24 protein-coding genes are annotated in these 25,248 nt (G+C 59.1%); 14 read left to right on the top strand and 10 right to left on the bottom strand.

Translation table 11 applies throughout. The features are described 5' to 3' along the window. Nucleotides 1-90: 90 nt before the first annotated feature. On the bottom strand, nt 91-1,482 hold the full coding sequence (locus LEPTO7104_RS0109955; protein WP_017298427.1) for an IctB family putative bicarbonate transporter: 1,392 nt from the start codon (nt 1,480-1,482) through the stop codon (nt 91-93). A gap of 335 nt (nt 1,483-1,817) precedes the next feature. Here LEPTO7104_RS0109955 and LEPTO7104_RS0109945 point away from each other — a divergent pair, with 335 nt between their 5' ends. The 4 genes from LEPTO7104_RS0109945 to LEPTO7104_RS0109925 all read left to right on the top strand — a co-directional run bounded on the left by LEPTO7104_RS0109945 (nt 1,818) and on the right by LEPTO7104_RS0109925 (nt 6,513). Continuing rightward, nucleotides 1,818-2,990 (top strand): transaldolase, encoded by a 1,173-nt coding sequence (locus tag LEPTO7104_RS0109945; protein ID WP_017298425.1) that lies wholly within the window; start codon nt 1,818-1,820, stop codon nt 2,988-2,990. 363 nt (nt 2,991-3,353) lie between these two features. Next, a complete protein-coding gene (locus LEPTO7104_RS0109935) occupies nt 3,354-4,835 on the top strand; it encodes a circularly permuted type 2 ATP-grasp protein (RefSeq protein ID WP_017298423.1) in 1,482 nt (493 codons plus the stop codon). 92 nt (nt 4,836-4,927) lie between these two features. Then, nucleotides 4,928-5,491, top strand: a complete 564-nt coding sequence (locus LEPTO7104_RS0109930; protein WP_026072546.1) for a Uma2 family endonuclease — start codon at nt 4,928-4,930, stop codon at nt 5,489-5,491. A 65-nt stretch (nt 5,492-5,556) separates the two neighbouring features. Beyond that, on the top strand, nt 5,557-6,513 hold the full coding sequence (locus LEPTO7104_RS0109925; RefSeq protein ID WP_017298421.1) for an alpha-E domain-containing protein: 957 nt from the start codon (nt 5,557-5,559) through the stop codon (nt 6,511-6,513). On the opposite strand, the gene LEPTO7104_RS0109920 is transcribed toward LEPTO7104_RS0109925, so the two are convergent. The 7 genes from LEPTO7104_RS0109920 to LEPTO7104_RS0109890 all read right to left on the bottom strand — a co-directional run bounded on the left by LEPTO7104_RS0109920 (nt 6,510) and on the right by LEPTO7104_RS0109890 (nt 11,650). Next, nucleotides 6,510-6,863 (bottom strand): hypothetical protein, encoded by a 354-nt coding sequence (locus LEPTO7104_RS0109920; protein ID WP_017298420.1) that lies wholly within the window; start codon nt 6,861-6,863, stop codon nt 6,510-6,512. The genes LEPTO7104_RS0109925 and LEPTO7104_RS0109920 overlap by 4 nt on opposite strands. 102 nt (nt 6,864-6,965) lie before the next feature. Continuing rightward, nucleotides 6,966-8,474 (bottom strand): DUF6399 domain-containing protein, encoded by a 1,509-nt coding sequence (locus tag LEPTO7104_RS41185; protein WP_225886959.1) that lies wholly within the window; start codon nt 8,472-8,474, stop codon nt 6,966-6,968. Between the two features lie 267 nt (nt 8,475-8,741). Next, nucleotides 8,742-9,029 carry a BrnA antitoxin family protein gene (locus LEPTO7104_RS38110; RefSeq protein ID WP_071527208.1) on the bottom strand — a complete coding sequence of 96 codons (288 nt, stop codon included), beginning with the start codon at nt 9,027-9,029 and terminating at the stop codon, nt 8,742-8,744. Further along, the gene (locus LEPTO7104_RS0109905; protein WP_026072545.1) at nt 8,992-9,267 is read right to left on the bottom strand and encodes a BrnT family toxin; all 276 of its coding nucleotides are present in this window, start codon (nt 9,265-9,267) and stop codon (nt 8,992-8,994) included. Before LEPTO7104_RS0109905 ends, LEPTO7104_RS38110 begins: the two co-directional genes overlap by 38 nt. A 184-nt stretch (nt 9,268-9,451) precedes the next feature. Continuing rightward, the gene (locus LEPTO7104_RS0109900) at nt 9,452-9,958 is read right to left on the bottom strand and encodes a hypothetical protein (protein ID WP_017298416.1); all 507 of its coding nucleotides are present in this window, start codon (nt 9,956-9,958) and stop codon (nt 9,452-9,454) included. A gap of 157 nt (nt 9,959-10,115) precedes the next feature. After that, nucleotides 10,116-10,427, bottom strand: a complete 312-nt coding sequence (locus LEPTO7104_RS0109895) for a TIGR03792 family protein (protein ID WP_017298415.1) — start codon at nt 10,425-10,427, stop codon at nt 10,116-10,118. Then, nucleotides 10,427-11,650 carry a tetratricopeptide repeat protein gene (locus LEPTO7104_RS0109890; RefSeq protein WP_026072544.1) on the bottom strand — a complete coding sequence of 408 codons (1,224 nt, stop codon included), beginning with the start codon at nt 11,648-11,650 and terminating at the stop codon, nt 10,427-10,429. The genes LEPTO7104_RS0109895 and LEPTO7104_RS0109890 overlap by 1 nt, the downstream gene beginning before the upstream one ends. A gap of 350 nt (nt 11,651-12,000) precedes the next feature. On the opposite strand from LEPTO7104_RS0109890, the gene hemC reads away from it, so the two are divergent. Further along, nucleotides 12,001-12,978 (top strand): hydroxymethylbilane synthase, encoded by a 978-nt coding sequence (hemC, locus tag LEPTO7104_RS0109885; protein ID WP_017298413.1) that lies wholly within the window; start codon nt 12,001-12,003, stop codon nt 12,976-12,978. 374 nt (nt 12,979-13,352) lie between these two features. Next, entirely contained in the window at nt 13,353-14,654 is a 1,302-nt protein-coding gene (locus LEPTO7104_RS0109875; protein WP_040695369.1) for a S41 family peptidase, read from the top strand. A gap of 27 nt (nt 14,655-14,681) precedes the next feature. Here the strand turns inward: LEPTO7104_RS0109875 and LEPTO7104_RS0109870 are convergent, their stop codons facing one another. After that, nucleotides 14,682-15,647, bottom strand: a complete 966-nt coding sequence (locus LEPTO7104_RS0109870) for an Npun_F2552 family protein (protein ID WP_017298410.1) — start codon at nt 15,645-15,647, stop codon at nt 14,682-14,684. A gap of 270 nt (nt 15,648-15,917) precedes the next feature. Between LEPTO7104_RS0109870 and LEPTO7104_RS0109865 the strand changes: the two genes are divergently transcribed. The 5 genes from LEPTO7104_RS0109865 to LEPTO7104_RS0109845 all read left to right on the top strand — a co-directional run bounded on the left by LEPTO7104_RS0109865 (nt 15,918) and on the right by LEPTO7104_RS0109845 (nt 20,151). Continuing rightward, nucleotides 15,918-16,655, top strand: coding sequence for a DUF554 domain-containing protein (locus LEPTO7104_RS0109865; RefSeq protein ID WP_017298409.1), 738 nt, complete (start codon nt 15,918-15,920; stop codon nt 16,653-16,655). A gap of 59 nt (nt 16,656-16,714) precedes the next feature. Further along, nucleotides 16,715-17,137 carry a putative toxin-antitoxin system toxin component, PIN family gene (locus LEPTO7104_RS0109860; RefSeq protein WP_017298408.1) on the top strand — a complete coding sequence of 141 codons (423 nt, stop codon included), beginning with the start codon at nt 16,715-16,717 and terminating at the stop codon, nt 17,135-17,137. Between the two features lie 5 nt (nt 17,138-17,142). Then, nucleotides 17,143-17,364: a toxin-antitoxin system HicB family antitoxin gene (locus LEPTO7104_RS0109855; protein WP_017298407.1), complete on the top strand. Its 222-nt coding sequence runs from the start codon at nt 17,143-17,145 to the stop codon at nt 17,362-17,364. Between the two features lie 130 nt (nt 17,365-17,494). Further along, nucleotides 17,495-18,856 (top strand): histidine phosphatase family protein, encoded by a 1,362-nt coding sequence (locus tag LEPTO7104_RS0109850; protein WP_026072543.1) that lies wholly within the window; start codon nt 17,495-17,497, stop codon nt 18,854-18,856. Continuing rightward, entirely contained in the window at nt 18,853-20,151 is a 1,299-nt protein-coding gene (locus tag LEPTO7104_RS0109845; RefSeq protein WP_225886958.1) for a dihydroorotase, read from the top strand. Before LEPTO7104_RS0109850 ends, LEPTO7104_RS0109845 begins: the two co-directional genes overlap by 4 nt. 166 nt (nt 20,152-20,317) lie before the next feature. On the opposite strand, the gene ppsA is transcribed toward LEPTO7104_RS0109845, so the two are convergent. Next, nucleotides 20,318-22,810 (bottom strand): phosphoenolpyruvate synthase, encoded by a 2,493-nt coding sequence (gene ppsA, locus LEPTO7104_RS0109840; protein ID WP_017298404.1) that lies wholly within the window; start codon nt 22,808-22,810, stop codon nt 20,318-20,320. Between the two features lie 328 nt (nt 22,811-23,138). On the opposite strand from ppsA, the gene LEPTO7104_RS0109835 reads away from it, so the two are divergent. From LEPTO7104_RS0109835 to LEPTO7104_RS0109825, 3 genes are all read left to right on the top strand, one after another. Further along, on the top strand, nt 23,139-23,351 hold the full coding sequence (locus LEPTO7104_RS0109835; protein ID WP_017298403.1) for a hypothetical protein: 213 nt from the start codon (nt 23,139-23,141) through the stop codon (nt 23,349-23,351). 170 nt (nt 23,352-23,521) lie between these two features. Beyond that, nucleotides 23,522-24,277 (top strand): ABC transporter permease, encoded by a 756-nt coding sequence (locus tag LEPTO7104_RS0109830; RefSeq protein ID WP_017298402.1) that lies wholly within the window; start codon nt 23,522-23,524, stop codon nt 24,275-24,277. Between the two features lie 136 nt (nt 24,278-24,413). After that, on the top strand, nt 24,414-25,034 hold the full coding sequence (locus LEPTO7104_RS0109825) for a glutathione S-transferase family protein (RefSeq protein ID WP_017298401.1): 621 nt from the start codon (nt 24,414-24,416) through the stop codon (nt 25,032-25,034). The last annotated feature ends 214 nt before the right edge of the window (nt 25,035-25,248 follow it).

Here is a 25,248-nt window from a genome sequence, read left to right as displayed (position 1 = left end):
ACTCTTGGCCCCCTAGACTTCAGCTGGTAGCCGTTGGTCCCGCCGGGCTGCGTACCCAGCCCGATCGCTCGGTAGCACCCCGCCGGAGGCTCAATCGGGCTGGACCTTGAAAAAGCGCTTGCCCTGGCTGGGGTAGAAGCTGGCCACCAGGGCGATCGCCATCCACCACAGGGTGCTAATTTGGGGCCGATACATCACTGTGTCGGCAATGCCCTGGCCCAAAATGCCGATCAGCGAGGCGATCGCCCCCATCAGCCAGTATCCCTGGGCATCCTGGGTTTCGCGCAGCCGCTGGAGCTGCACCCAGCCCTGGTGGAAGATCAGCAGCAGCATCCACAGAAACGCCAGCAGCCCCAGTATTCCTCCCTCCACCAGCACCTCTAGAAAGATGGAGTAGGCGCTCAGGGCCGTGTAGCGCGGCCGCTGATAGAGCGGATAGACGGCATTAAACGCATCGTGGCCGGGGCCGATGCCCAAAATGGGGCGATCGCGAATCATGTCGAGCACCGCCGCCCACACGTTGATGCGGAAATTGTTGCTGCTGTCGGCCCGGCCCACAAAGATGCTCAGCACCCGCTCCCGCAGCGAATCGATGGAAACAATCGCCAGGATGACCACCGCAGCCGCCCCGCCCAGCAGCACCGGCAGTGCCCAGCGCTTCCAAAACGGTGAAAACCAGAGGCTCCAGTACTGCACCAGCAGCGTCATCAGCACAAAACCAGCGATCAAAAAGCCGATCCAGCCGCCTCGGCTGAGGGTGAAAATCAGGCACAGCGTATTCACCAGGGTGGCCAGCAGCGCCAGCCCCTTCGGCCCCCAGCGGGGCCAGGCAAAAACCGCGGCGCCGCTGAGCATGATGCCCGGCAGCAGGTAGCCCGCCAGCAGGTTGGGGTTGCCCAAAAAGCTGTACACCCGCGTCAGATCGGCCGCTGCGGAGTTGGCATCAACCCAGGTGGCCAGGGCCGTCGCGCCAAAAAAGTACTGCCGCAGCCCGTAGATCGACACCGGCAAGGTAGTCAAAATATAGGCCAGAATCAGCAACCCCCTGGCTCTGGGGCGCCGCGCCACCCGCGCGATCAGCAAGAACAGGACAATGTTGAGGGTGAGCTCAACTAAACCCGTGAGGGCCGCCCTCCGCACCGGCGACAGCGCCGTGGCCAGAACCATCGTGCCCCAGTAGAGCGCCACCGCAATGTGCACCGGCGACAACCCCGCCCCGGCATCGTCGGTGAGGGTAAGCAAGGCCCACAGGGCCGCCACCGCTATCAGCAGCACCCCAATCAGCACGGTTGAGACGTAGGGCGCCAGGGCAAACAGCACGATCGCGATCGCCAGGCCAATCCAATCGCCCCAGCGCAGCAGCCAGCTGCCCTGTCGCCAGCGCCGCAGGGGAGCCAGCAGGCGGTGCAGAAGGCTGGCTTCGCGCCATTGGCTAAAGGCAAAGGTCGACAGGGTAAACTGTTGCCAAAAGTCGGTCAGCATGGGTCTTGAGCGCAGGTGAGGGGATAAATCCCTCCCATCATGCCAAGGTTTGGCCCATCTGGGGCAGCCAATTTAAAGCCGCCGCCAGCCAATAACGACTGGCCGAAGCCGGGCAGATGGGGCGACGGCCCTGGGAAACCAGCCCCAGCTCGCCTCGCATTGTCCCAAACCCTTAAGAAAGCGTTAGGAATTGGGAATTGTTCAGGGGGTACGCAATGTTTTGTAACCCCCCGGTAGCTTTAATTAAGGGTTAATAATCGCCTGTGATCCCCTGTTTAGAATGTGGGCAACACGAGACGTCCCCTTGCCCCTCGACTTTTTTTCAGGAGAAACCCATGGCCAGCCTCTTAGAGCAGCTCCGGCAAATGACCGTTGTTGTCGCCGATACCGGAGACATTCAAGCCATTGAAAAATTTACCCCCCGCGACGCCACCACTAACCCTTCACTGATTACGGCGGCGGCCCAGATGCCCCAGTACCAGGCCATTGTGGATGACACCCTGCTCAAGGCTAAAGCCGACTCGGGGCCCGGCGCGTCGGATAAGGACATCGCCAACCTGGCCTTTAAAAGTCTGGCGGTGGCCTTTGGCCACAAGATTTTGGGCATTATCCCCGGCCGCGTTTCTACCGAGGTCGACGCCCGGCTCAGCTACGACACCGAGGCTACCGTCACTACCGCCCGCGATATCATTGCGCAGTACGACAAGCTGGGCATTACCCCCGAGCGAGTGCTGATCAAAATTGCCTCCACCTGGGAGGGTATCAAAGCCGCTGAGATTCTAGAAAAAGAAGGTATTCACTGCAACCTGACCCTGCTGTTTGGTATTCACCAGGCGATCGCCTGTGCCGAGGCAGGCACTACTCTGATCTCTCCCTTCGTGGGCCGCATTCTCGACTGGTACAAGAAAGACACCGGCCGCGACGAGTATCCCGCCAACGAAGATCCGGGCGTGGTGTCGGTGACGGAGATCTACAACTACTACAAGAAGTTTGGCTATAAGACCGAGGTGATGGGGGCCAGCTTCCGCAATGTGGGCGAAATCACCGAGCTGGCTGGCTGTGACCTGCTGACCATTTCGCCCCAGCTGCTGGCCCAGCTCGACAGTACCCAGGCCGACCTACCCCGCAAGCTCGATCCCGCCAAGGCCGCCAACCTAGATATTGAAAAGCTGTCTATCGACGAGGCCACCTTCCGATCGATGCACGAGAGCGATCGCATGGCCAAGGAGAAGCTCGACGAAGGCATCAAGGGCTTTAGCAAGGCCCTCGAATCGCTGGAGGATTTCCTCGCGACCCGTCTGACTCAGCTTTCCGAGGGCGAGGTGAGAATTACCCACGCTCGCGACGACCTGTTCAAGGCCTACGACCTTGATGGCGATGGCTTTATCACCCGAGAAGAGTGGCTGGGCACCGACGCCGTTTTCGACGCCCTCGACCTCGACCACGACGGCAAGCTCTCCCCGGCGGAAATTGGGGCTGGGCTGGGCGCGGCCTTTCAGCTGGCCTAACCGCTGGGGTTTTGAGAGCTAGTTTTTAAGGAATCTAGGCGATCGCGCGGTAGCTCGTGCGATCGCTTTTAGCGAGTGGATTGAGATTTGGCCCCCCCGCTGTCCAGCAGGGCTAGCGATGGCCAAATGCCGGGCTGCCGCTGCCGATTGCTTTGGGTTTGGTGCGGTTTGGGCGATCGCGCGGCCCCGCCAGGTTGAGGCTGATTGAATCCTAAAGCTAGCCCGGAAGTGCGCATTCGGCGGGCTTGACCAACGACTTCGTAGCGTAAACTACAGCCTTAGGTCTACCCTCCCCGGTAATGATCAATCCTATGGTGCCTAGCCATACATTCGATACCCGAAGCTTATTTTTGGAGATCCCTGGTGCTATTTGACGCCTACGACCCCGGCGACTTTTTTGATGAGCTGTTTTTAGGCCAAGGCCAGCCGCGCCCCGAGGCGGACCTGCTCGTGCAGCGGGTCAATGCTTTGTCTCTGGCCGATTTGCAACAGCGGCAGCAGGCGGCGCAAAATGCCCTGTTTAAGCTGGGGGTCACCTTCAACGTCTACAGCGACAACCAGGGTACCGAGCGCATCTTTCCCTTCGACGTGATTCCCCGCATCGTGCCCGGCCACGAGTGGGAGTGGATAGAGAAAGGCCTAAAGCAGCGGATCTACGCGATCAACTGCTTCATTCACGATGTCTACAACGACCAAAAGATTCTCAACGACGGCGTGATTCCGCGCCACGTAGTGGAGTCGGCACCGGGCTTCCTAAAGCCCTGCATGGGCCTAAACCCGCCCAACAATATCTGGTGCCACATCACCGGCACCGACCTGGTGCGCGACAAAGACGGCACCTGGTACGTGCTGGAAGACAACATGCGCTGCCCCTCCGGGGTCTCCTACGTGCTGGAAAATCGGCGGGTGATGAAGAACACCTTTCCCCACCTGTTTGCCGCCATGGACATTGCGGCCGTAGATGACTACGCCAGCCAGCTGCTCGAAACCCTGCTGAGCCTGGTGCCTGAGACGCTGATCAATCCCCGGGTGGCGGTGCTCACCCCCGGTATGTACAACTCGGCCTATTTTGAGCATTCCTTTTTGGCTCAGCAGATGGGGGCTGAACTGGTGGAAGGTCGCGACCTGGTGGTGTCGGACGGCTACCTGAAGATGCGCACCACCAAAGGCCTGGAGCGGGTAGACGTGATGTACCGCCGCATCGACGACGACTTCATTGACCCCAAAGCCTTTCGGCCCGACTCGCTGCTGGGGGTGCCGGGGCTAATGGAGGTGTACCGGGCGGGGCGAGTGGCGCTGGCCAATGCCCTTGGTACCGGCGTCGCCGACGACAAGCTGGTCTACGCCTACGTGCCCCAGATGATCCGCTACTACCTCGACGAAGATCAGATCATCCCCAACGTGCCCACCTACCTGTGCGAAGACGCGACCCAGCAGGCCCACGTACTCGACAACCTAGACCAGCTGGTGGTGAAGGCCACCAACGCCTCCGGCGGTTACGGCATGCTGATCGGCCCGCACTCTACCGAGGAACAGCAGGCCGAGTTTAGCGATCGCATTCGCGCCAACCCCCGAGGCTACATTGCCCAGCCCACCCTCTGCCTGTCGCGGGTACCCACCCTAATCGACGACACCTTCGAGGGCTGCCACGTCGATCTCAGGCCCTACATCCTCTACGGCCAGGATATCTACGTTAACCCCGGTGGCCTCACCCGCGTCGCCCTCAAGCGCGGCTCCCTGGTGGTCAACTCCTCCCAGGGCGGCGGCAGCAAAGACACCTGGGTGGTGAAATCGATCGACCCCAACGCCCAGCTACCGATTCAAAGACAGGGTCAAAGCCAATAGGGCGTCGGACAAAGCGCGCGAGCAACAGCACATTCAAGAACTCATTACGATGGGAACAGCTCACCCTTCAATTAGCTAGTTGTAGGTTTTAAATGGTGCAACTCTCCTCTAAAACATTGACTCTGGAAGAGTTTCTGAAGCTACCAGAAACCAAACCTGCCAGTGAGTTTATGGATGGACAAATTCTTCAAAAACCTATGCCTCAAGGAAAGCACAGTGCCATTCAGGGTGAATTTGTACCATTTGTTAACACTGCTTTAAAACCAAAACGCACTGCTCGCGCTTTTCCAGAACTGCGGTGCACATTTGGGAATCGCTCTGTAGTCCCAGATGTGGTGGTAATGACGTGGAGCCGCATTCCTCGCGATGACAATGGTGAAGTCGCTAATACTTTTGCTGTTGCTCCAGACTGGACAGTTGAAATCCTCTCCCCAGACCAAAGCCAAACCAGGGTCACAAAAAATATTCTCCACTGCCTCAGGCACGGCACTCAAGTGGGCTGGCTGATCGACCCTGATGAACAAACGGTCTTTGTCTATCGCCCTAAACAAGAGACGGCTGTTTTTGATCGACCCCAGGATGTCTTGCCCGTACCCACCTTCGCTAGTGATTTAGCCCTCACCATTCAGGATTTGTTCAACTGGCTCCTGGAGTGAGCGGCAAGAACCCCCACCCACTCTCCTACCCCTCTACCCACTCACTCTCCTACCTATCCACTCTTATGCTCAGCCGCGTCGCCGATTCGATTTACTGGCTCAACCGCTACGTCGAGCGGGCCGAAAACGTGGCCCGCTTTGTGGATGTAAACCTCAACCTGCTGCTGGACGCCCCGCCGGATATGGAGCAGCAGTGGGAACCCCTGGTCAGAACGACGGGCGATCAGGCGATGTTTGCGGCGCGCTATGGCGAGGCCACCGCCGACAATATTCTGCGGTTCCTGACCTTCGATCGCGAGTACCCCAACTCGATTATTTCCTGCCTCCGGTCGGCGCGGGAAAATGCGCGATCGGTGCGGGAGGTGATTTCTTCAGAAATGTGGGAGCAGGTGAATTCGTTTTACCTGATGGTGAACGAGGCAGCGAATGTGGGGCGGCTGTCGGAGCTGCACACCTTTTTTCCCGAGGTCAAAATGGCCAGTCACCTGTTTGCCGGGGTGATGGATGCCACCATGGCCCACACCGAGGGCTGGCACTTTGGCCAGCTGGGGCGACTGCTGGAGCGGGCCGACAAAACCGCCCGCATTCTCGACGTCAAGTACTACATTTTGCTGCCCTCGGTCACCGATGTGGGCTCGCCCCTGGACGATTTGCAGTGGATTGCCCTGCTGAAGTCGGCCAGCGCCTACGAGATGTACCGCAAGTGCCAGTACCGCATTACCCCGCGCGGGGTGACGGAGTTTTTGATTCTCAATCGAGAGTTTCCGCGCTCGATCCAGTTCTGTTTGATTGAGGCGGAGCGATCGCTGCACTGCATCTCCGGCACGCCGTCGGGCACCTGGCGCACGGGCAGCGATCGCGCCCTGGGTCGCCTGCGCTCCGAGCTCGACTACCTCACCATTGAAGAAATTACCGAGCGGGGGCTGCACGAGTTTCTCGACGGCCTGCAAAATCGACTTAACGACGTGGGAGCAAACATCTTCTCGGACTTTTTTGCCCTAGAGCCGATGTCGCTGACCTAGCGGACCAGCACCAGCACCAGGCTCAGCAGCAGTAGGCCGCCCAGGGCCATCAGCCCCCGGTGGTTGCGGACCCAGAAACTAATTTGCTGCCCCGGTGAGAGGGCTGGCAGCTCCATATCCTGCGCGGCATTGACAGACCGATAAAGGGTGCAGGTTTCGGCGTGGGGTCGCTGGGGAAAATTGCAGGTGTCATCGGCATCGTAGACACAGGTGGCACACAGGGCCTCACCACCCTCGGTACGGTGCAGCGGTATGCCAGGGTGCCCGTGGGCCTTGAGGGGAAGCCGACAGCGAGGGCACTGAATGGCGGTGGGTTCGAGGGTGGCCTGGCAGCGGGGACACGACAGCATGGCAAGAAGGCAGTACTGCCCGTATCCTAGCGCAGCCGCAGCCCTCAAATTCGGTCTGACAGCCTGCGTGCCAGGTTTTGTCAATGCTGCCCGGGTATCAACTTAAGCCGGGACAGATTGACCGTACCAGGGATTGGGCTGTTGTGACACAGAAGACCGTCTAGGCATAGGCAGCTCCGTAAAGGTACTTAAGACAGACTCAAAGAGGTCAGGAAAGGGATGACCAAAGAGACGCTGGGCGGCGGTGGAGCCATCCGGGCGCTTGAGGTCAAAATTGTGGAGGATGGTGAGCACTGAGAGGGCCTGGGGCGAAAAGCCCCGAGAGGCGTGATGTCGCTGGGCGAGATAGCCATTGCGGCCCTCCACCGCCGATGAGGTGCGCTGATAGTTGGCACACATCCGTCGGCCCCATTGTATCCACCGTAGGACATCAGCCGCCTGGAGCATCAGCGTCATCTCGGCTTTCATCAAGGAATTGAAGGCATCACTAGCGGCCTGCTGGTAGCGATGCTTGAGGTGAGGGGTGCGGGTTTTATCGGCTTGTTGCGACCAATATAGCCAGGGCAATAGAACCGTCAGCACCCAGGTTTGCACCTCAGGATCTTGGGTTTCTACCGATAGAGCGTGGGTGGCCCAACGCCACCAGGCGTGGACGCCTTGGGCTAAGGCCGGGATCTGACGTTCAAAGGTCGCCACGGCAGACCAGGCGGATGCTCCACCGTAGTCTGCGGCCAGGGCATTGAGGGTGGGCAGCAGGGCGCTGAGTCGAGCCCTGAGGTCGGTGGCCAGTTGCCATTGGCCGGTCTCGAGATCGAAGGGATGGACGCTTAGACTGATGGCTTGTCGCGTCTGACGGTAGCGCTGTTGGTCGTCGATGACCTGCTGCTGCTGTTGGACAACGGCGTCATATTGAGTCTGCAGGCTGGGGTCAGGTGCGTCGGTAGACGCTTGACTCAGACGGTGCAGCAGTTGCCTGGCTTGCGTCTCCACCTGCGCTAACTGTTGCCCCAGGCTCCGCCCTAGCGGTCGTCCCAGGTTGCGCAGAACATGGAATAAGTCCGCTACACTGACGGTGCCTAAGCCTGTGGTGGCCAATTTAATCAGCGCCCGCGCCTCATCGCTAACCAGGCTGTGACAGGTCCATCCGGCTTGTTCCCACTCGGGCGGGAGCTGCGATGTCCAGGTTCTGTAGGTGCGGTCTTGGGTTTCAACCTCAGTGAAAATAAAGCCACTAGCTAACTCCATCAACACCAGGGTGGGCAGGCCAAAGAAGGTTTCATCGGCCCCCAGCCAGACGTCCTGGCCCTCAGTCGGTTGGCATCGCTCGGCTTGGGTGCGGCCATAGTCCACGATAGCGGCCTCCACCCGACGTTTCAATTGTCGCAGCGCTGTGGGCGAACAGCCGAGATGAGTATCGACATGAATCGCTTTGAAAAATGCCGATAGGCTCTCGGCACCCACCCCTTGCTTAATCCCAAAGTGATACACCACCGCTATCACCAAGCGCACCAGCCACTGATACCCCACTACGGTTTCCCACCCACCCGACTCAGGGTATTGCTCAGCACGGTCTATCGACTGCTGATGGCGATGGACACTGCTACGGCTCATTCCCGTCGCCTCGGCTATCACGCTCAGCGCCGCTCGACCCTGCGTTCTCAAAAATTCGGCGACCTGGTGTCGCCGTTCTCATATATTGGAGGTCATCGTTCCGGGTTGAATTCGTTCCGGTAACGATACCCGGCTCTGCGGCAACGCCCAGAGCCTTTTATATCATTTTGATAGAGTGCTTATTGATACCCCAAATCAAGTGTCTCTTTATCCCACCTTACGTTGGTACCCTGCTGCCCCTCGACATGTCAAAAAGAGCTCGCGGCATTAACTGGCTCGTTCTTGATGTGCTTCCATATACGCTCGTAGCAGTTGATTAATCTGTGTTTGGTAGCCCTGCCCATGAGACTTAAACCACTCCAGTACATCACTATCGATGCGAAGGGTAACTTGAGCCTTGGCTCTTGGAGCAGGCAAACCCCGCCGTACAACTGCATTAGCAAACATTTCTGGTGTGATCTCCGGACAGTCTGACAAGTCTATATCGTCATCACTCATGGCATCCAATCGTTGCCAATCAGTTTGAGAGTTGCTCGAAGTAGGTTCGTCGTTCATATTTCGTCGCCTTTCTTGCAGAAATGATCCGGGTAGAATCCTCACGTTCTGTATGGACAACAGCAATCACTTGCCCTTGCAACAAACCGAAGGTGACAAAACGCAGCTCTCCATAACCAAAACGATTGTCCTCAACTGTTACGATGTCGCCATCGAACACAGCCGGAACGTCAGCAAAATCGATGCCGTGCTTACGAAGATTAGCGAGACGTTTTGCTGCATCCCATTCATATTCCATCACTGTACGGCAGCTACAGGAATTAATTGTAGTTACAAATCGTCGTTACAGCCACCGTTCCAAGTGATTTTGATCGCCTTTGTCCCGCACGTGACTTCAAGTTCTGTCCTAGCGGCATAACGTCCTATATCACCGCACTGCGAAGTTTGATGCTTGGACTTAGATTGCCCCGGGATTACAACTGTTATCTCGTTTCCCGCATTTGCGTGAGCTTATACCTAAAGTCAGCCAGTCGCTCCGATCGCTCACGTGCTGAGCACCACTCGGCGAGTAGTGCCTGAGTACTTTCACGATCTACTGCGATGATCGCCATATCACGTATTCGCGGATCAACGTCACCGTGCATAACGTACATAGCGAAGGCCAAAGCAATCACGGCTTCATTAGATACTCGAATGGTATGGGGATCATCTACCATTCGCTGCTTAATTGACGCTTCATCGCTCAACGACCAGTCGTCGATCAGCATCTCCCATGATTCCAGAGTAGATTCAATAAACTTCACGGGGTCTAATTCTCGGTCGCTAGTGATCGCCTTACTGTAGAACGAGAGGATATCAGCACCGGTATCGCTTCCCAATGGAGAGTTTTCGTCGACGCAGTCCCAGTAGTAAGACTCAATCAGTAGTGATTGGGCATTCACATGACCATTTTCAGGTTTCAGATCCCAGGCTTCCTCGTGAGGCAACATCTGACTAACTTTGCGAGATAACAATCTTATCTAGAGAGAAAGTTTCCACATATTCTAGCTGTATAGATATAGACCAAAGGTTCGGGCGATCGCACAATCAATCCGGTAAAGCCCAATTTTTGCTGCTAAATTTGCTGCTAAATACTGAGCCTCTCGGCTAGACGGGCGCAGGATACCGCCGCACCTGGTACTCGCGGGAGTCGATGATGCGGTGGAAGAAATCTGCGGCCTCGTCAAACTGGCGCTCGATCGCCTCCAAATCGGCCGGGGAAATGGCCTTCCACTGCTCACGGGTTTGCCAGCGGATCACCACTACTACCTGATCCAGCAGATCCGGCGATATCCACACTTCCTTAGAGATAAAGCCGGGATACTGGCTGAGGGCCGCCGTCCAGATCTCACTGTCGAGACGAATAAAGGTTTCGCGGCGATCGGGATCGACCGCAAAGGTCAGCCATTCAATCACCATCAGGATGCTTCCCCGGTAAGACGCGCAATCTGAGCTTCGAAGTAGTCCTGGTGGGTGCCCAACACCCGCGCCAGCACCAATCCTTCGCGGTAGGCGGCCAGGGCCATGGGAGTTGAGCCTAGCTGCTCATGCACCTGGCCCAGCTCGTCATAGGCGGCCATCATGCCGTAGGCGCTGTGGGCCTGCTGTTCTACGACCAAGAGCTGTTCGTAGAGATAGCCGACATCGGTCCAGCGGCCCAGAGTTTTGTAGATGTCTGCCAGGTCGTTAATGGCGTTGGCGGCAACCTCGATCTGCTGCTGCTCAATGGCGTTGGTGTAGGCGGCCTGGTACTGGCGCGCGGCGATGTCGAGATCGCCCAGGGTGCGGTAGTTGTTGGCAATCCGGTGCTGTAGGGGAGCAATTTGCGGCCACAGGCTTTCGTCGCTCTGGTAAAGGGTGAGCTGGCGCTGCTGGAGGGCGATCGCCCCGGCAAAATCCTGGGCCTGCTCCAGGTTGTCGGCCTGTAGCCCCAGGTAGCGCAGTTCGTCGTCGCGGTTGGCCTCATTCTGGGCCAGTGCCACCAGCTCACCGTAGACCTCAGCCGCCTCGGGAAAGTAAAACCAGTCGGCCCGCAGGACCGCCAAAATTTCGAGCTGGCGGCGGTACTCCGCCCCGTCACCTGCTGCCAGGGCGGCAGCGGCCAGGTCCCGGCGGATTTCGGCGGCGGCATCGACATCCCCCAGCACCACATAGGTGGTGGCCATACGCTCCAGCAGGGCGCGGTCTTCGGTCAGGGTAAGCTCAGCGCGAATTTCGTTCAGCCGCACGGCGTAGAGCTGGAGGTCTTGGGTGGCATTGCTATCGCGCAGCCACTGCCCCACCCGGTCAATAGCCGCCAGTTCGGCCTCAGGGCCCAGCAGGCGGCGCAGGCGAATCTCGCGCTGCCACATCGGGCGGGCCTCGTCTAGATTCCCGGCCTTAGCCAGGGCCTCGGCCTCCAGGGCCAGCTGATCGAGGTCCTGCTCCAGGGCGTACAGCTCCAGCGGACTGAGCGGGCGCGACACCACCGGCCTGGGCAGCAGCGGGTCAAGGGGGGTGTCTTGCAGCGGGTCGGCCAAAAAGGGAAAGCGAACCGCTGGCGGCAGGGCCTGGGCCAGCGCCCGAGCGGTTGAGGTCAAGGTCAGCGCGATCGCCAGCGAGAGCGCACCGATCCATCGACGGCGGTGCTTTGCGCTCGGCAACAACCTGCGGTTAAAAAATGGAGAGAGCAACGGTTTTCCCCAAGCTGCCCACTTATCATAAACGCCGCCAGTGCTCTAATGTGACAACCCCTTAACATCTCTGGGAGGCTCACCATAGAGAGAGCCGCCATCCTGTAATCTGAAGATTCGGTGGCGGTTAAGCCGCCCTACCATAGCGCTGGCCAAATCGCTGAAGCCAGGTTTTCTCAGTCTATGACCGAGACCAAGAGAACTAAGGGCCTCTATTTGGTTTGAAACTGCCTCAGGCTGATCCCCATAGGAAGGATCTGACTTGAATGGCAGTCGCCGCAGTGCCGTTACTAACCCTTTGCAAGCCTCGCTTTCAGACTATGCACTCCACCGTCGCCCCTACCGTTTCAACCCCCCAGCGCACTATTCGCATCGTGTCTCGCAAGAGCCAGCTAGCGCTGATTCAAACCCACTGGGTGCGGGACGAACTCCAGCGGCGTTTTCCTGAGCTGGCCTTTGAGATCGTCACCATGGAAACCCAGGGCGACAAGGTGCTCGACGTGTCGCTCTCCAAAATTGGCGATAAGGGCCTGTTTACTCAGGAGCTAGAAGACACCATGCTGCGGGGCGACAGCGACTTTGCCGTGCACTCCCTTAAAGACCTGCCCACCCGCCTGCCCGAGGGGCTAATGCTGGGCTGCGTCACCGAGCGCGAAGACCCTGCCGACGCCCTGGTGGTGCACGAAAAGAATAAGGACAAAACCCTGGCCACCCTGCCCGAGGGTGCGGTGATCGGCACGTCTTCCCTGCGACGGCTGGCTCAGCTGCGCCACCACTATCCCCACCTCACCTTTAAAGACATTCGCGGCAACCTCAACACCCGCCTGCGCAAGCTCGACGAGGGCGGCTACGACGGCATCATTCTGGCGGTGGCTGGCTTACAGCGCATGGATATGGGCGATCGCATCCACGAAATTTTGCCCGCCGATATCTCTCTCCACGCCGTGGGGCAGGGGGCCTTGGGCATTGAGTGCCGCACCGGCGACGAGGAGATTCTGACGCTGCTGAGCGTGCTTTCCCACGGGCCTACCACCGCCCGCTGCCTGGCCGAGCGCGCCTTTTTGCGGGAGCTAGAGGGCGGCTGCCAGGTGCCCATTGGCGTCAACACGGTTCTGGAGGGCGACGGCCTCACCCTGACCGGCCTGGTGGCCAGCCTCGACGGCCAGCAAGTGATTAAAGACGCCGTGCAGGGGCCAACCGCTGCGGCTGAGGATCTGGGAGTCCAGCTGGCCCGGCATCTGCGCTCCAAGGGAGCCCAAACCATTCTGGACGAAATCAATGCCACCAACCGCGCCTAGGGAGAGCCAGGGCGATGGCCCAGCGTAAAGATCTCCAGGGGCTGAGGATTTTCAGGCAAGGGGTGCTGTGGAAAGAGCGATGCGATCGCGGCGCGACCGGTAAGTTTGACGGGGCTATGCTCACCAAAGCGATACCTGCCAAAATAGAGCGCCAAGCGAGCCAGTTTGAAAATTGGCCTGCTTTACCCAGCTGAATTGAAGAAAAGCCTAAAATCACCAAAAGTAGCTTTCGTATCTGTCCAAAGAGATAGACCATCGGTCACAATAAGGTCAACATTGACCGACTGTCTATGGCCCTAGGCTTGTCTTCCTCCCCTGCCCAGGCTGGTATTACCACAATGTCACTCCCCCCCTCTCCGCGGCTTTTGTCTCTGATGCGCCCTTCTATTCTGGCGTTTGTACCGTTGGCCCTGGTCGCTGGGGCGGCCAAAACTACCTTGGCCGCTACCCCCCTGGCAGAGTTTAAAGACAGCCCCAAAGTCGTTATCGATGAAGCCTGGCAAATTATCGACCAGGAATACGTAGACGGTGACTTCAACCACGTGGACTGGCAGGCCGTGCGCCAGGAGCTGCTGGGGCGAGAGTACAGCTCTCAAGAGGCGGCCTACACCGCTCTGCGATCGGCCCTGCGGCGGCTAGACGATCCCTACACCCGCTTTCTCTCGCCGACGGAGTATGCCGACCTCACCGACCAAACCTCGGGGGAAATTTCGGGTATTGGGGTACAGCTGGAGCGCAACGATCAGTCTGGGGTGGTGCTGGTTACCAGTGTTACCCCCGGCTCTCCGGCAGAACAGTCTGGCATCGTGGTGGGCGATCGCATTTTGCTAGTTGACGGCCAGAGCACCGAGCGCCTCACCGCTGAGGGAGTTCTACAGCAGCTGCGGGGCAGCGAAGGCTCCCAGGTGACCCTAACCGTATCGCGCGACAGCGGCGCATCCCGCACCGTCATTCTGACCCGTGCCCTGATGGATCTGCCCACGGTGGAGTACTCCCAAAAAACCGTCGGGGACCGCTCCATTGGCTACATTCGTCTGATTGAGTTCAACGCCCACGCGGCCGCCCAAATGTCCGCCGCTATTCGCAGCCTGAGCGATGCCGGGGTCGAAGGCTTTGTGCTCGACCTGCGCGGCAACCCCGGCGGGCTGCTGATGGCCAGCATCGACATTGGCCGCATGTGGCTCCAGCACGGGGCGATTGTGCGCACCCTCGATCGCAGCAGCAACGACGAGACGATTTCCGCCAATCGCACCGCCCTGACGGACCTGCCGCTGACGGTGCTGGTAGACGGGCGATCGGCCAGCTCCAGCGAAATCTTGACCGGTGCCCTGCGCGACAACAACCGCGCCACCGTCGTGGGCACTCCCACCTACGGCAAAGCCCTGGTGCAGTCGCTCCACGGCCTCAACGATGGCTCTGGCCTGACCGTGACCGTGGCCCACTACTACACCCCCAACGGTACCGACATCAGCCGCCGGGGCATTACCCCCGATGTGGCGATCGCCCTGAGCGATCGCCAGCGCCGCGAGTTGTTTAGCAACCCCGCCCTGCTCGGCACGGAAGCTGACACCCAATACCTCCGCGCCGCTGAGGTGCTAGAGCAAACCATCCTCGCCAGCGAGCGACAGCCCGAGGCCGGAGCCAGCCGCCTGGGCCGGGTTACCCCCGCTGAGTAGAGGGTGACTCGGAGCGCTGTTCCCGACTTAAATTCGCCCGGCGTAGGTGGCTACGGGTTCTTGAATAAAGCGAATGTACAGGTGCTTGAAGGTCGATTTCACCACCCGAGGCATGCCAAAGTCGATGGGCATGAGTTCGGCGGGCAGTTGCCAGTCGGCCACCCGCAGATCCTCAGGGGCCAGCAGCGGAAACGCGATCTCATCCCAGGCGGGGCAGACCCCCAGCCGCATCGACTGAGCCACGGTGGGCACGACGAGGGGATCGACCCCTAGCAGGGTCACCATCGCCCGATCGAGGGCAAAGACATGGCCAGAAGCACCTAAAACGCCCAGGTCCCTGGGTTCGCCACTGCTGGGGCCGTTGCCTTCGTGGCCGACAATGCCATCGACAATGGTGAGGGCGGGGTCGATCAGGCGGGCGGTTTCCACCAGCATGGTGCCAAAGCGCTGCACGTCTTTACCCGCTTCCATGTGCCACCAGGCTTTCATTTTGCCGGGCACGCAGCCAAACAGGTTCTTTACCCCCAGGGTCAGGGTCAGCTGCACGTGGGACTTGACCTTGGGCAGGTTGATCACCACATCGGCCTCCATGGCTTCCTTAGAAAGGCGCAGATGGTCAAACTCGGGGTTGTCGGTGGGGTAGCGGTGGCCGTGCAGCTCAACGATGGGGAGGTTTAATTCCTCGGCCAGGGGCAGCAGCCCGTTGGCCTTGGCCACCCCGTGGGCGCTGCCGAAGGCGGGGCTATCGCCCAAAAAAGGCCTGCCGCCAGCGGCCAGTACCTGCTGGGCCACGGCGTATACTAGCTCGGGCCTGGTAGTGCAGGCTTTGGTGGGGCGAGCGCCGGTCAGCAGGTTGGGCTTTAGCAGCACGCGATCGCCGGGTTTGACAAAGGCCGCCATGCCCCCCAGCGGGTCGAGCACCTGGGTCAGCGATCGCGTCAGTTCACTTAGGCGGTAAGACTGGGCACGGACAAGGCTAACTGACACCGCCATGGTAGTCTCCAGGGAAATATAGGCCTGTTTGGAGAATAACGCGGATGGGGAGGAAAGTGGATGGGTGGGTGAGTAGGTGAGTAGATGGGTGGGTGGAGTTGATAGTTGTGGGGTGGGGATAGGTTCAAAATTGACAATTCAAAATTTTGAATTTTGCACTTTGAATTTTGCACTTTGAATTTTGCACTTTGAATTTTGCACTTTGAATTTTGCACTTTGAATTTTGCACTTTGAATTTTGCACTTTATTAGTTCGTCATGAGGACCCCCTATGCTCAACCTGTGGGCTGCTACCAGCGGCACCTGGATCAACGTTGCCACCGTTGTGCTGGGCACGGCTCTGGGGCTGATGCTGCGCAGTCGCCTGCCCCGCTCAATGCAGCAGATTATCACCCAGGCCGTGGGGCTAATGACCCTGGTGATTGGGGTCACCATGGCCCGCAGCCTTTCAGCCCTAGAGGCTGGCCCCATCGACGGCATCATTCTGGCGCTGCTGGTGATGGTGATAGGCGGGCTGCTGGGCGAATGGTGGCAGATCGAGAAGCGCCTGTCGGTGCTGGGCGACTGGCTCAAGGCCAGGGTGCGGGGCGGGGGCCGCTTTACGGAGGGGTTTGTGGCCGCCAGCCTGCTGTTTTGCATTGGCCCGATGGCCATTGTAGGCAGCCTCAACAACGGCCTGGCGGGCGACAACACTCTGCTCACCCTCAAGGCCACCATGGACGGGCTGGCCGCGATCGCTCTGACTGGCACCTACGGCATTGGCGTTGGCTTTTCGGCCCTGAGCGTCTTGCTTGTGCAGGGGGCGCTGTCGCTGGTGGCCAGCGTCTCGGGAGCCATTATTCCAGACCCCACCGCCAGCCCCCAGGTGCTGCTGATTACGGGTACGGGCGGGCTAATGATTTTGGGCATTGGCCTCAACCTGCTGGAAATTGGTCAGGTGAGGGTGGCCTCGTTTTTACCGGCCCTGCTGCTGAGTCCGCTGGCGATCGCGATCGCCCAGCGGCTTTGAGCTAAGAGCCTCCATCACAGCTCAGGAAGAATTGATAGCACATAGGCTATCATCGCGTCATGGCGGACAGAATAGTTGTCGATACCAGCGTTTTCGTAGGTGCTCTCATTGGGCCAACCGGCCCCAGCCGAGCGTTGATTCGACGTTGTCTCTTGGGAGACTATCAACCTCTAATGGGTAATGCCTTGTTTGCTGAATATGAGGCTGTAATAGAGCGAGAGCGCGTTCTTGCTCAATGTCCCCTCACCAAGCCGGAAATAGGTGCCTTGCTGCAAGCATTTATGGGGGTATGTAAGTGGACGTTTATTTATTACACTTGGCGACCTAATCTCAGAGATGAGGCTGATAATCATTTAATTGAGCTGGCTGTAGCGGGTAGTGCCAGCGTCATTGCTACCCAAAATATCCGAGACTTTCAAAACGCTGAGCTGCTTTTTCCCAGCCTGCAAATTCTCACCCCAGCAGATATTCTTAACAGGTAAAATCCATGGCTACTTTAACGATTCGCTTACCCGACGATAAGCACGAGCGACTGAAAGAACTGGCTCAAAGTAAAGGCATCAGCGTTAATAAGCTCATGGAGGAGCTGTCTACCATTGCCCTCGTAGAATTTGATACACATACTCGATTTAAGGCTATGGCTGCGGCAGGAAATCCTCAAATAGGCTTAAAGCTTCTTGATAAGCTTGATGCTCATGAACAAGCTTGACCTGTAAGGCAGGGGCAACGTTCAAGAAAAAGGCTCAGTTTCTTGGGGAGTAGGTGCCCGGCAAAGCTGCGGTGGGTCTCCGCGACAGGGTAAAATCTGACGTTGGTTGAGCAACTGAGAGGACAGACCCCTGAAAACCCGCGTTATTATCGTTCGCCACGGGCAGAGCACCTACAACCAGCAAAAGCGCATTCAAGGCCACTGCGACGAATCAGAACTCACTCCCGCAGGCGAGGCCCAGGCATTGCAGGTGGGTCAGGCGCTGGTGGGCATTCCCTTCGATGCGGTGTGGGCCAGCCCCTTCAAGCGCGCCCGCAAAACGGCGGAAATCATTGCCGCTGAGCTGCAAAAGGCGACCCCTGGCCTGGCCGCGCCCAGCTTTAGCGACAACCTCAAGGAAGTTAGCCTGCCCCTGTGGGAGGGCGTGCCCTTTGCCGAGGCCGAGGCCCAGCACCCCGAAATCTTCGACCAGTGGCGCACCGATCCGGCCAATTTTGTTATGGCCGTGCCCCAGCCCGATGGGTCTACGACAGACTTTTACCCCATTCGCGAGCTGTATCAGCAGGCGGCGCGGTTTTGGCCGGAGCTGCTGGCCGCGCATCAGGGCCAGACCATTCTGGTCGTGGCCCACAGCGCCATTAACCGGGCGCTAATTAGCACCGCCATTGGCCTAGGGCCAGAGCGGTTTAACAGCCTCAACCAGGCCAACTGCAACATCAGCGTGCTGAATTTTGGCGGGGGCTGGGGCAGCCCGGTGCAGGTGGAGGCCATGAACCTAACCAGCCACATGGGTGCGCCGCTGCCCGACATGCGGCGCGGCCACAAAGGTCCCCGCCTGCTGCTGGTGCGCCACGGCGAAACCGAGTGGAATCGCCAGGGCCGCTTTCAGGGCCAGATCGACGTGCCGCTGAATGACAACGGTCGCGCCCAGGGCGAAAAGGCGGCGGAGTTTCTCAAATCTGTGGCCATCGATGCCGCCTACACCAGCTTTATGGCCCGACCGAAGGAAACGGCGGAAATCATTCTTCAGCACCACCCCGGCCTGACGCTGCACTCGGTGAACGAGCTGCAAGAGATCAGCCACGGCGAGTGGGAAGGCCTGTACGAGTCGGAGATTGAAAGCAGCTACCCCGGCCTGCTGGAGCAGTGGCAGGGCACACCCGAAACTGTGCAAATGCCGGGGGGCGAAAACCTGGAGCAGGTGTGGCTGCGATCGATCGCAGCCTGGAAAGAAATCGTGACCGCCCACAGCGGCGGCGAGCGGGTGCAAACCATTCTCGTTGTTGCCCACGATGCGGTGAATAAGGCGCTGCTGTGCCACGTACTGGGGCTGGGGCCTGCATCGTTCTGGCGGTTTAAGCAGGGCAACGGAGCGGTGAGCGTGATCGACTACCCCAACGGCATCGACAGTGCCCCGGTGCTGACCACGGCCAACATTACCATTCACCTGTCGGGCAGCGTGCTAGACAAAACCGCAGCGGGGGCATTGTGACCGGGTCTTCCAGTCTCGAGGCACAGCTAATTCAGCAGGTGAGAATGCTGGATGCGGTTACGCAGGCCGACCAGGTGGTAGACGTGCTGGTGCAGGATGGGGTAGTGACGGCGATCGCCCCTTCCATCGCCGTTATTCCCGCCAGGGCCGAGATGATCTCAGGCGAGGGAAAGGTCTTGCTGCCCGGCCTGGTCGATCTCTACAGCCACTCGGGAGAACCGGGGAACGAATCGCGGGAAACCCTGGAATCGCTGCTGAAGGCGGGTCGGGCCGGAGGCTTTACCCACCTGGGCATATTGCCGGGTACCGAACCTGCGATCGACAATCCAGCCATGGTGGATAGAATTTTGGCGCGGCGGGAAGCTCTGGCGCGCGCTCACCCATCCCTGCCGCACCTCCACCTGTGGGGCGCGCTGACCCAAGCGGCCCAGGGCCAGCAGATGGCCGAGTTGGCCGAACTGGCAGAGGCCCCGATCGCAGGCTTTGCCGACGGTCGAGCGATTCAAAACCCGCTGCTAACCCAGCGCCTGTTGCAGTACGTGCAGCCCCTGGGTAAGCCGGTGGCGCTGTATAGCTGCGATCGCACCCTGCGAGACAGTGGCGTCGCCCGCGAGGGTCCCTTCTCGCTAATCTACGGCCTGGTGGGCGATCCGGCCAGCTCTGAGACCGCTGCCCTGGCGGCGCTGCTGGAATGCATCGCCGACGTGGGCACTCCGGTTCACCTGATGCGCCTGTCTACGGCGCGGGGCGTGGAGCTGGTTCACCAGGCAAAAGATCGCGGCTTACCCGTGACGGCCAGCACCACCTGGATGCATCTGCTGTTTAGCGCCAAAGATTTGGGCGGCTACGACCCCAGCCTGCGGCTGTCGCCGCCCCTGGGCAATCCCGCAGACCAAGCGGCGCTGATTGCAGGGGTAAAGGCGGGGGTGATTGATGCGATCGCGATCGACCACACCCCCCAAGCCTACGAAGACAAAACCGTCGGCTTTCCCTCCGCGCCGCCGGGGGCGATCGGCCTAGAGCTGTCGCTGGGGCTGCTGTGGGATGCCCTCGTGACCCGCGGCGATTGGTCACCCCTGACATTGCTTCAAGCCTTGAGCACGAACCCTGCTGCCTGCTGGGGCCAAACTCCGCCCACCATTCAACCCCAGCGGCCCGCCGACATGATTTTGTTTGACCCAGCGGCAAGCTGGACCGTCAGTCCCGCCACGCTTCAATCCCTCTCTGCCAACACTCCCTGGCTGGGAAAGTCCATACCGGGTCAAGTCCTGCGCAGCTGGGTGCCGCCGCTGTAGCCAGTCTGGTTGGAGACATGTCTGCTAGAACGTTCCAAGGTTCGAACGTTCTTAGGGTTCTGGATGTCCTGCCCAACCAATCCAAAACTCTGCTGATGGCATAGGCGAGCCCTAATCTGCTCGGCTCTGCCCCCAGAGTTTTTCGCCAACTCCTGGAACAGTGGCCTCACGTCATCTGCTGCTCCATGTCGGCGATCTCCAGGCGGGTTTTGATCACTGTGTCGGGGTTGAGGCTGATCGAATCAATCCCCTGCTCGACCAGGAAGCGGGCAAACTCGGGATAGTCGCTCGGCCCCTGGCCGCAGATGCCGATTTTGCGGTTGTTTTCCCTGGCGGTTTGAATCGCCATTTTCACCATGCGCTTGACTCCGGTGCTGCGCTCGTCGAACAGGTGGGCCACCAGGGCCGAGTCGCGATCGAGCCCCAGCGTGAGCTGGGTGAGGTCGTTGGAGCCAATGGAGAAACCATCGAACACCTGGCTAAACTCGTCGGCCAGCACCACATTGTTGGGCAGCTCGCACATCACGTAGACTTGCAGCCCGTTCTCGCCGCGCACCAGGCCGTGCTTGGCCATTTCTTCGAGCACCCGGCGACCTTCGTCGGGGGTGCGGCAGAAGGGCACCATAAAAATTACGTTGGTGAGGCCCATGTCGTCGCGCACTCGCTTGAGGGCCTTGCACTCCAGGGCAAAGCCGTCGCGGTAGCGATCGTCGTAATAGCGGGAAGCTCCCCGCCAGCCAATCATGGGATTTTCTTCGTCGGGTTCAAAGCTGCTGCCGCCCAGCAGGTGGGCATACTCGTTGCTCTTAAAGTCGGACAGGCGCACCACCACTGGCTTGGGGTAAAAGGCCGCGCCCAGGGTGCCCACCCCCTGGGCGAGCTTGTCTACAAAGTAGTCGGGCTTGTGGTCGTAGAGGGCGGTGAGCTGCTGAATCTGCCGTTTTTCGGCCCCGTCGGGCAGCTGGTCAAAGTTGAGCAGGGCCAGGGGGTGAACCTGAATATGGTTGGCGATGATAAACTCCAGCCGGGCCAGGCCGACGCCGTCGTTGGGCAGGGCCGCCAGGGTAAAGGCCAGCTCCGGATTGCCCACGTTCATCATAATTTTGGTGCGGGTTTCGGGCAGGCTATCCAGCTTAGTCGTTTCGATGCGGAAGGGGATTTCACCCCGATAAATCAGGCCTTCTTCGCCTCCGGCACAGGTCACGGTGACAGGCTCTCCGGTGGTGAGCAGCTGGGTGGCGTTGCCCGTGCCGACGATCGCGGGTATGCCCAGCTCCCGCGCAATGATGGCGGCGTGGCAGGTGCGTCCGCCCTGGTCAGTGACGATCGCGCTGGCCTGCTTCATGATCGGCTCCCAGTCAGGGTCGGTGCGGGCGGTGATCAGCACCTCGCCGGGGCGAAACTGAGCGATCTGGTGCACATCGAGAATGACGCAGGCTTCGCCCTGGCCAATCAGATCGCCCACGGCGCGGCCCTTAGCAACGGGTTCCGCGCCATCGGGCAGGTCTAGAATGTACGATCGCAGCTCGTTCTGTGACTTCTGCGACTGCACGGTTTCAGGCCGGGCCTGAACGATGAACAGCTCCCCCGTCAGGCCATCCTTGGCCCACTCAATATCCATCGGGCTGTAGGCGCCGCGCAGCTGACTGTAGTGATCTTCAATGGTGCAGGCCCAGCGGGCCAGCTGCAAGATGTCGTCTTCGCCGAGCGCAAAGCGGTTTTGGTCGGCCAGGGGCACGGGCTCGTTTTTGGTCAGCTCGGTGCCGGTGGTGTCGTAGACCATGCGCAGCGACTTGGTGCCCAAGCGCTGGCTGAGAATGGGGGCGTGACCGCTCTTGAGGGTGGGCTTAAACACCACGTACTCATCCGGATTTACGCTGCCCTGCACCACGTTTTCGCCCAGGCCGTAGGCGGCGGTGATCAGCACCGCATTTTGAAAGCCGGTCTCGGTGTCAATGGAGAACATGACGCCCGAGGTAGCCAAATCTGAGCGCACCATGCGCTGAATGCAGACGGAAAGAGCCACATCGAAGTGATCGAAATGTTTGGTGGTGCGGTAGGAGATGGCGCGATCGGTAAACAGGGAGGCGTAGCACTTTTTACAGGCGATCAGCACCGCCTGGTCGCCGTAGACGTTGAGGTAGGTTTCCTGCTGGCCCGCAAAGCTGGCATCGGGCAGGTCTTCGGCGGTGGCGCTGGAGCGCACAGCCACATCGACCTCGGTGTAGGCGTGGTCGGCCAGGCACGACTCATCCCCCAGGCACAGGTTCTGGCCCGCCGCTTCGCACATCTGGTGGTAAGCGTTGAGAATGGCGGCCTTGAGGTCGTCGGGAAAAACGGCGTTGAGAATCAGCGATCGCGCCTTTCTACCCCGCCGCCGCAGCTCGGTGACATCGTTGATGTCAAAGCCACCCAGCACTGCGCGCAGTTGGGCATCGAGGCCAGTTTTTTCAATGAAGTGGCGGTAGGCATAGGAGGTCGTCGCAAACCCCGATGGCACGCGAATGCCCTGGGGAGTAAGCTGCTGAATCATTTCCCCCAAGGACGCATTTTTGCCGCCTACGATGGGCACATCCTCCAGGCGTAGCTCGTCCAGCCAGAGCACTAGCTGCTGATCGCGCTGCACCAGTGGGTGCTGGGCCGTAGATGTCGCTACCATGGGATCACCTTAAATCTGTTAAGTCAATAGAACTGCTGTGCATTGGCAAGGCCCTACCCAGAAACGTGGAGCTGGTCTGGAGTAGGGGCTACGAGTTTCCTTTGGCAAAGCCTTCCTCCGGAACGCTTTCCTCCGGAACGCTCCGCCAGGGCGAACGCCAGGGCGTGGCCTATCTTCATGCTAAAAAGCCGGGGATTAGGCAACAAGCTAGTCTAAATTTTCGTGTCTCGAATGCAATAGATATATACAACCCTAGGGAGTCTCCCCAGGCAGGCAACGCTTCTGAACCACTGCTAAGTTATTCATAGCCCCGACCTGCAGGTTCACCATGGATAGTCGCGAACTAGCCCAATTCATTGAGGCCAGAGATGGCATCTCCAAACCCTGGCTGCTAGTGCTGTTGCGATTGACAAAGCTGCAAGAGCGCAAAGATACCACGCCCCCTGAGGTCTATATGGAAGAACTCAGCGCCCTGCACCAAGAGCTAATGGGGTTGGGCGAGTGGTGGGTTGGCCGCGAGGACGAACTCTTCAACCCCTAGGCTGAGTCCGCCGATAGATTTAGGGTGCCTAATTCCCCGACGGCCTGACGAGAGGCCCCCGACGCCCTAGACTATTAAGAAGCGTTACAGATGATGTCGTGACTAATATTCTCTCCCGTCCCCGTTCGCGTCAGATCGAGGCGCTGCCTTTGCGCACCCTCTGGGCAGATATGCTCACGGTATTTTGGGGCGACTGGCTAGATCTGCGGGTGCGGATTCCCCAGGTGGCGGCGTCGGGGCTGGTGTCGCCGCTGATCTATATTTTGGCCTTTGGCCTGGGCCTGGGCAGCGCCATCGACCAGGTCACGACACCCCCAGCGGGCGACAACTACCTGGAGTTTATTTTGCCGGGCATGGTGGCGCTGTCGTCGATGGTGATTAGCTTTGGCGGCACCACGTTTTCAATTTGCGGCGATCGCCTGTTTACCAAAACCTTTGAGGAAATGCTGCTCTACCCGGTGCATCCCCTGGCGCTGCACCTGGGCAAAATGCTGGCGGGCATTGTGCGCGGGCTAATGACGGCAGGCTCGGTGATTTTGGTAGCGATTCTCTTCACCGGGCGGTTTTGGAGCTTTATTAACCCGCTGTTTTTGCTGCTGGTGGTGCTCAACTGCGCCGTGTTTGCCGGTCTGGGGGTAATCGTCGGCCTGAACGTAAAGTCTCTGGAAAGCGTAGGCCTGTTCAACAACTTTTTGATCGTGCCGATGTCGTTTTTGGGCGGCACCTTCTTCGACCCCAGCACCCTGCCGATGGCGCTGAAGGTAATTGTTTATCTGCTGCCCCTGACCTACACCACGGTGGGCCTGCGGGCGGCGGCCTATCAGCCCATCGCCGAGTTTCCGTGGTTTACCATCCCGGTGTTGATTGTGGCGGCGGCGGTGCTGGCGGCGATCGGCGCGCGCCAGTTTTCGACTCAGCAAGATTAGCCCCGAATTCTGGTTGTATACTCCCAATGGGCCAGGACAAGCAGCCGTTTGCCCCTGCGAGATACCTGATGTTAATTCAGGTTTTTTGGAAGTCGGGTTTGGTACAACACCCCTAGCAACATCCACAGGTGAGGCGATGTATCGACTCTACGACTACCAGCCCTCGGGCAATGGCTATAAGGTCAGGCTGCTGCTGTCTCAGCTATCCCTTCCATTCGAGTATATCGAGATGGATATTCTCCAGGGCGAGACCCGCACCGCCGAGTTTTTGGCCAAAAACCCCAACGGGCGCATTCCGGTTTTAGAGATTGAGCCCGGCTATTATTTGGCAGAGTCAAACGCGATTCTGTTCTATCTGGCCCAGGGAACCTCCTTTTTGCCCGAGGAGCGCCTGGCACAAACCCAGGTGATGAGCTGGATGTTTTTTGAGCAGTATAGCCACGAGCCGAATATTGCCACACCCCGGTTTTGGCTCTGCCATGTACCCGAACTCAACCCCTACCAAAAAATTGCCCTGCCCTACAAGCAAGAGCAGGGCTACGATGCTCTGGCGGTAATGGATCGGCATTTGGCAGCCCATCAGTTCTTTGTTGCACAGCGCTACACCATTGCCGATATCGCTCTCTATGCCTATACCCATGTCGCCTCCGAGGGCGGCTTTGAGCTAAGTCGCTTTGCCAATGTCTGCCGCTGGTTGCAGGATGTGGCGGGCCAGCCCAACCACATTCCCATTACGCAGACCAGTTTTTCTGGGTAACTGGCAGTCAACTCTGCTGACTCAGCAGGCCATGACTAAAGCCTGATTCCCTCTATTCAGCTCAAAGTTGGATGTTGCTATAGCTTTGACCAGTCGTAGGTTTGGTTGAGCTGGCAAAACCCAACAAAACCCTTGCTGGAGTTGGGTTTTCTCCCCTGGAGACGCTACGCGAACGCTTCGCTCAACACCAACCTACATCAGAACTCTAAAATTG

Source organism: Nodosilinea nodulosa PCC 7104, from assembly GCF_000309385.1.
In the GTDB taxonomy this organism is placed as follows: domain Bacteria; phylum Cyanobacteriota; class Cyanobacteriia; order Phormidesmidales; family Phormidesmidaceae; genus Nodosilinea; species Nodosilinea nodulosa.
Note: the sequence above shows the minus strand (reverse complement) of the source record. Positions and strands in the feature narration are given on the sequence as shown.

Bases quoted from the DNA above. Each gene is read 5' to 3' on its own strand.
- LEPTO7104_RS0109955 (WP_017298427.1), bottom strand. From the start codon at position 1,482: ATGCTGACCGACTTTTGGCAACAGTTTACCCTGTCGACCTTTGCCTTT.
- LEPTO7104_RS0109945 (WP_017298425.1), top strand. From the start codon at position 1,818: ATGGCCAGCCTCTTAGAGCAGCTCCGGCAAATGACCGTTGTTGTCGCC.
- LEPTO7104_RS0109930 (WP_026072546.1), top strand. From the start codon at position 4,928: ATGGTGCAACTCTCCTCTAAAACATTGACTCTGGAAGAGTTTCTGAAG.
- LEPTO7104_RS0109925 (WP_017298421.1), top strand. From the start codon at position 5,557: ATGCTCAGCCGCGTCGCCGATTCGATTTACTGGCTCAACCGCTACGTC.
- LEPTO7104_RS0109920 (WP_017298420.1), bottom strand. From the start codon at position 6,863: ATGCTGTCGTGTCCCCGCTGCCAGGCCACCCTCGAACCCACCGCCATT.
- LEPTO7104_RS41185 (WP_225886959.1), bottom strand. From the start codon at position 8,474: ATGAGCCGTAGCAGTGTCCATCGCCATCAGCAGTCGATAGACCGTGCT.
- LEPTO7104_RS38110 (WP_071527208.1), bottom strand. From the start codon at position 9,029: ATGAACGACGAACCTACTTCGAGCAACTCTCAAACTGATTGGCAACGA.
- LEPTO7104_RS0109905 (WP_026072545.1), bottom strand. From the start codon at position 9,267: ATGGAATATGAATGGGATGCAGCAAAACGTCTCGCTAATCTTCGTAAG.
- LEPTO7104_RS0109900 (WP_017298416.1), bottom strand. From the start codon at position 9,958: ATGTTGCCTCACGAGGAAGCCTGGGATCTGAAACCTGAAAATGGTCAT.
- LEPTO7104_RS0109895 (WP_017298415.1), bottom strand. From the start codon at position 10,427: ATGGTGATTGAATGGCTGACCTTTGCGGTCGATCCCGATCGCCGCGAA.
- hemC (WP_017298413.1), top strand. From the start codon at position 12,001: ATGCACTCCACCGTCGCCCCTACCGTTTCAACCCCCCAGCGCACTATT.
- LEPTO7104_RS0109875 (WP_040695369.1), top strand. From the start codon at position 13,353: ATGCGCCCTTCTATTCTGGCGTTTGTACCGTTGGCCCTGGTCGCTGGG.
- LEPTO7104_RS0109870 (WP_017298410.1), bottom strand. From the start codon at position 15,647: ATGGCGGTGTCAGTTAGCCTTGTCCGTGCCCAGTCTTACCGCCTAAGT.
- LEPTO7104_RS0109865 (WP_017298409.1), top strand. From the start codon at position 15,918: ATGCTCAACCTGTGGGCTGCTACCAGCGGCACCTGGATCAACGTTGCC.
- LEPTO7104_RS0109860 (WP_017298408.1), top strand. From the start codon at position 16,715: ATGGCGGACAGAATAGTTGTCGATACCAGCGTTTTCGTAGGTGCTCTC.
- LEPTO7104_RS0109855 (WP_017298407.1), top strand. From the start codon at position 17,143: ATGGCTACTTTAACGATTCGCTTACCCGACGATAAGCACGAGCGACTG.
- ppsA (WP_017298404.1), bottom strand. From the start codon at position 22,810: ATGGTAGCGACATCTACGGCCCAGCACCCACTGGTGCAGCGCGATCAG.
- LEPTO7104_RS0109835 (WP_017298403.1), top strand. From the start codon at position 23,139: ATGGATAGTCGCGAACTAGCCCAATTCATTGAGGCCAGAGATGGCATC.
- LEPTO7104_RS0109830 (WP_017298402.1), top strand. From the start codon at position 23,522: ATGCTCACGGTATTTTGGGGCGACTGGCTAGATCTGCGGGTGCGGATT.
- LEPTO7104_RS0109825 (WP_017298401.1), top strand. From the start codon at position 24,414: ATGTATCGACTCTACGACTACCAGCCCTCGGGCAATGGCTATAAGGTC.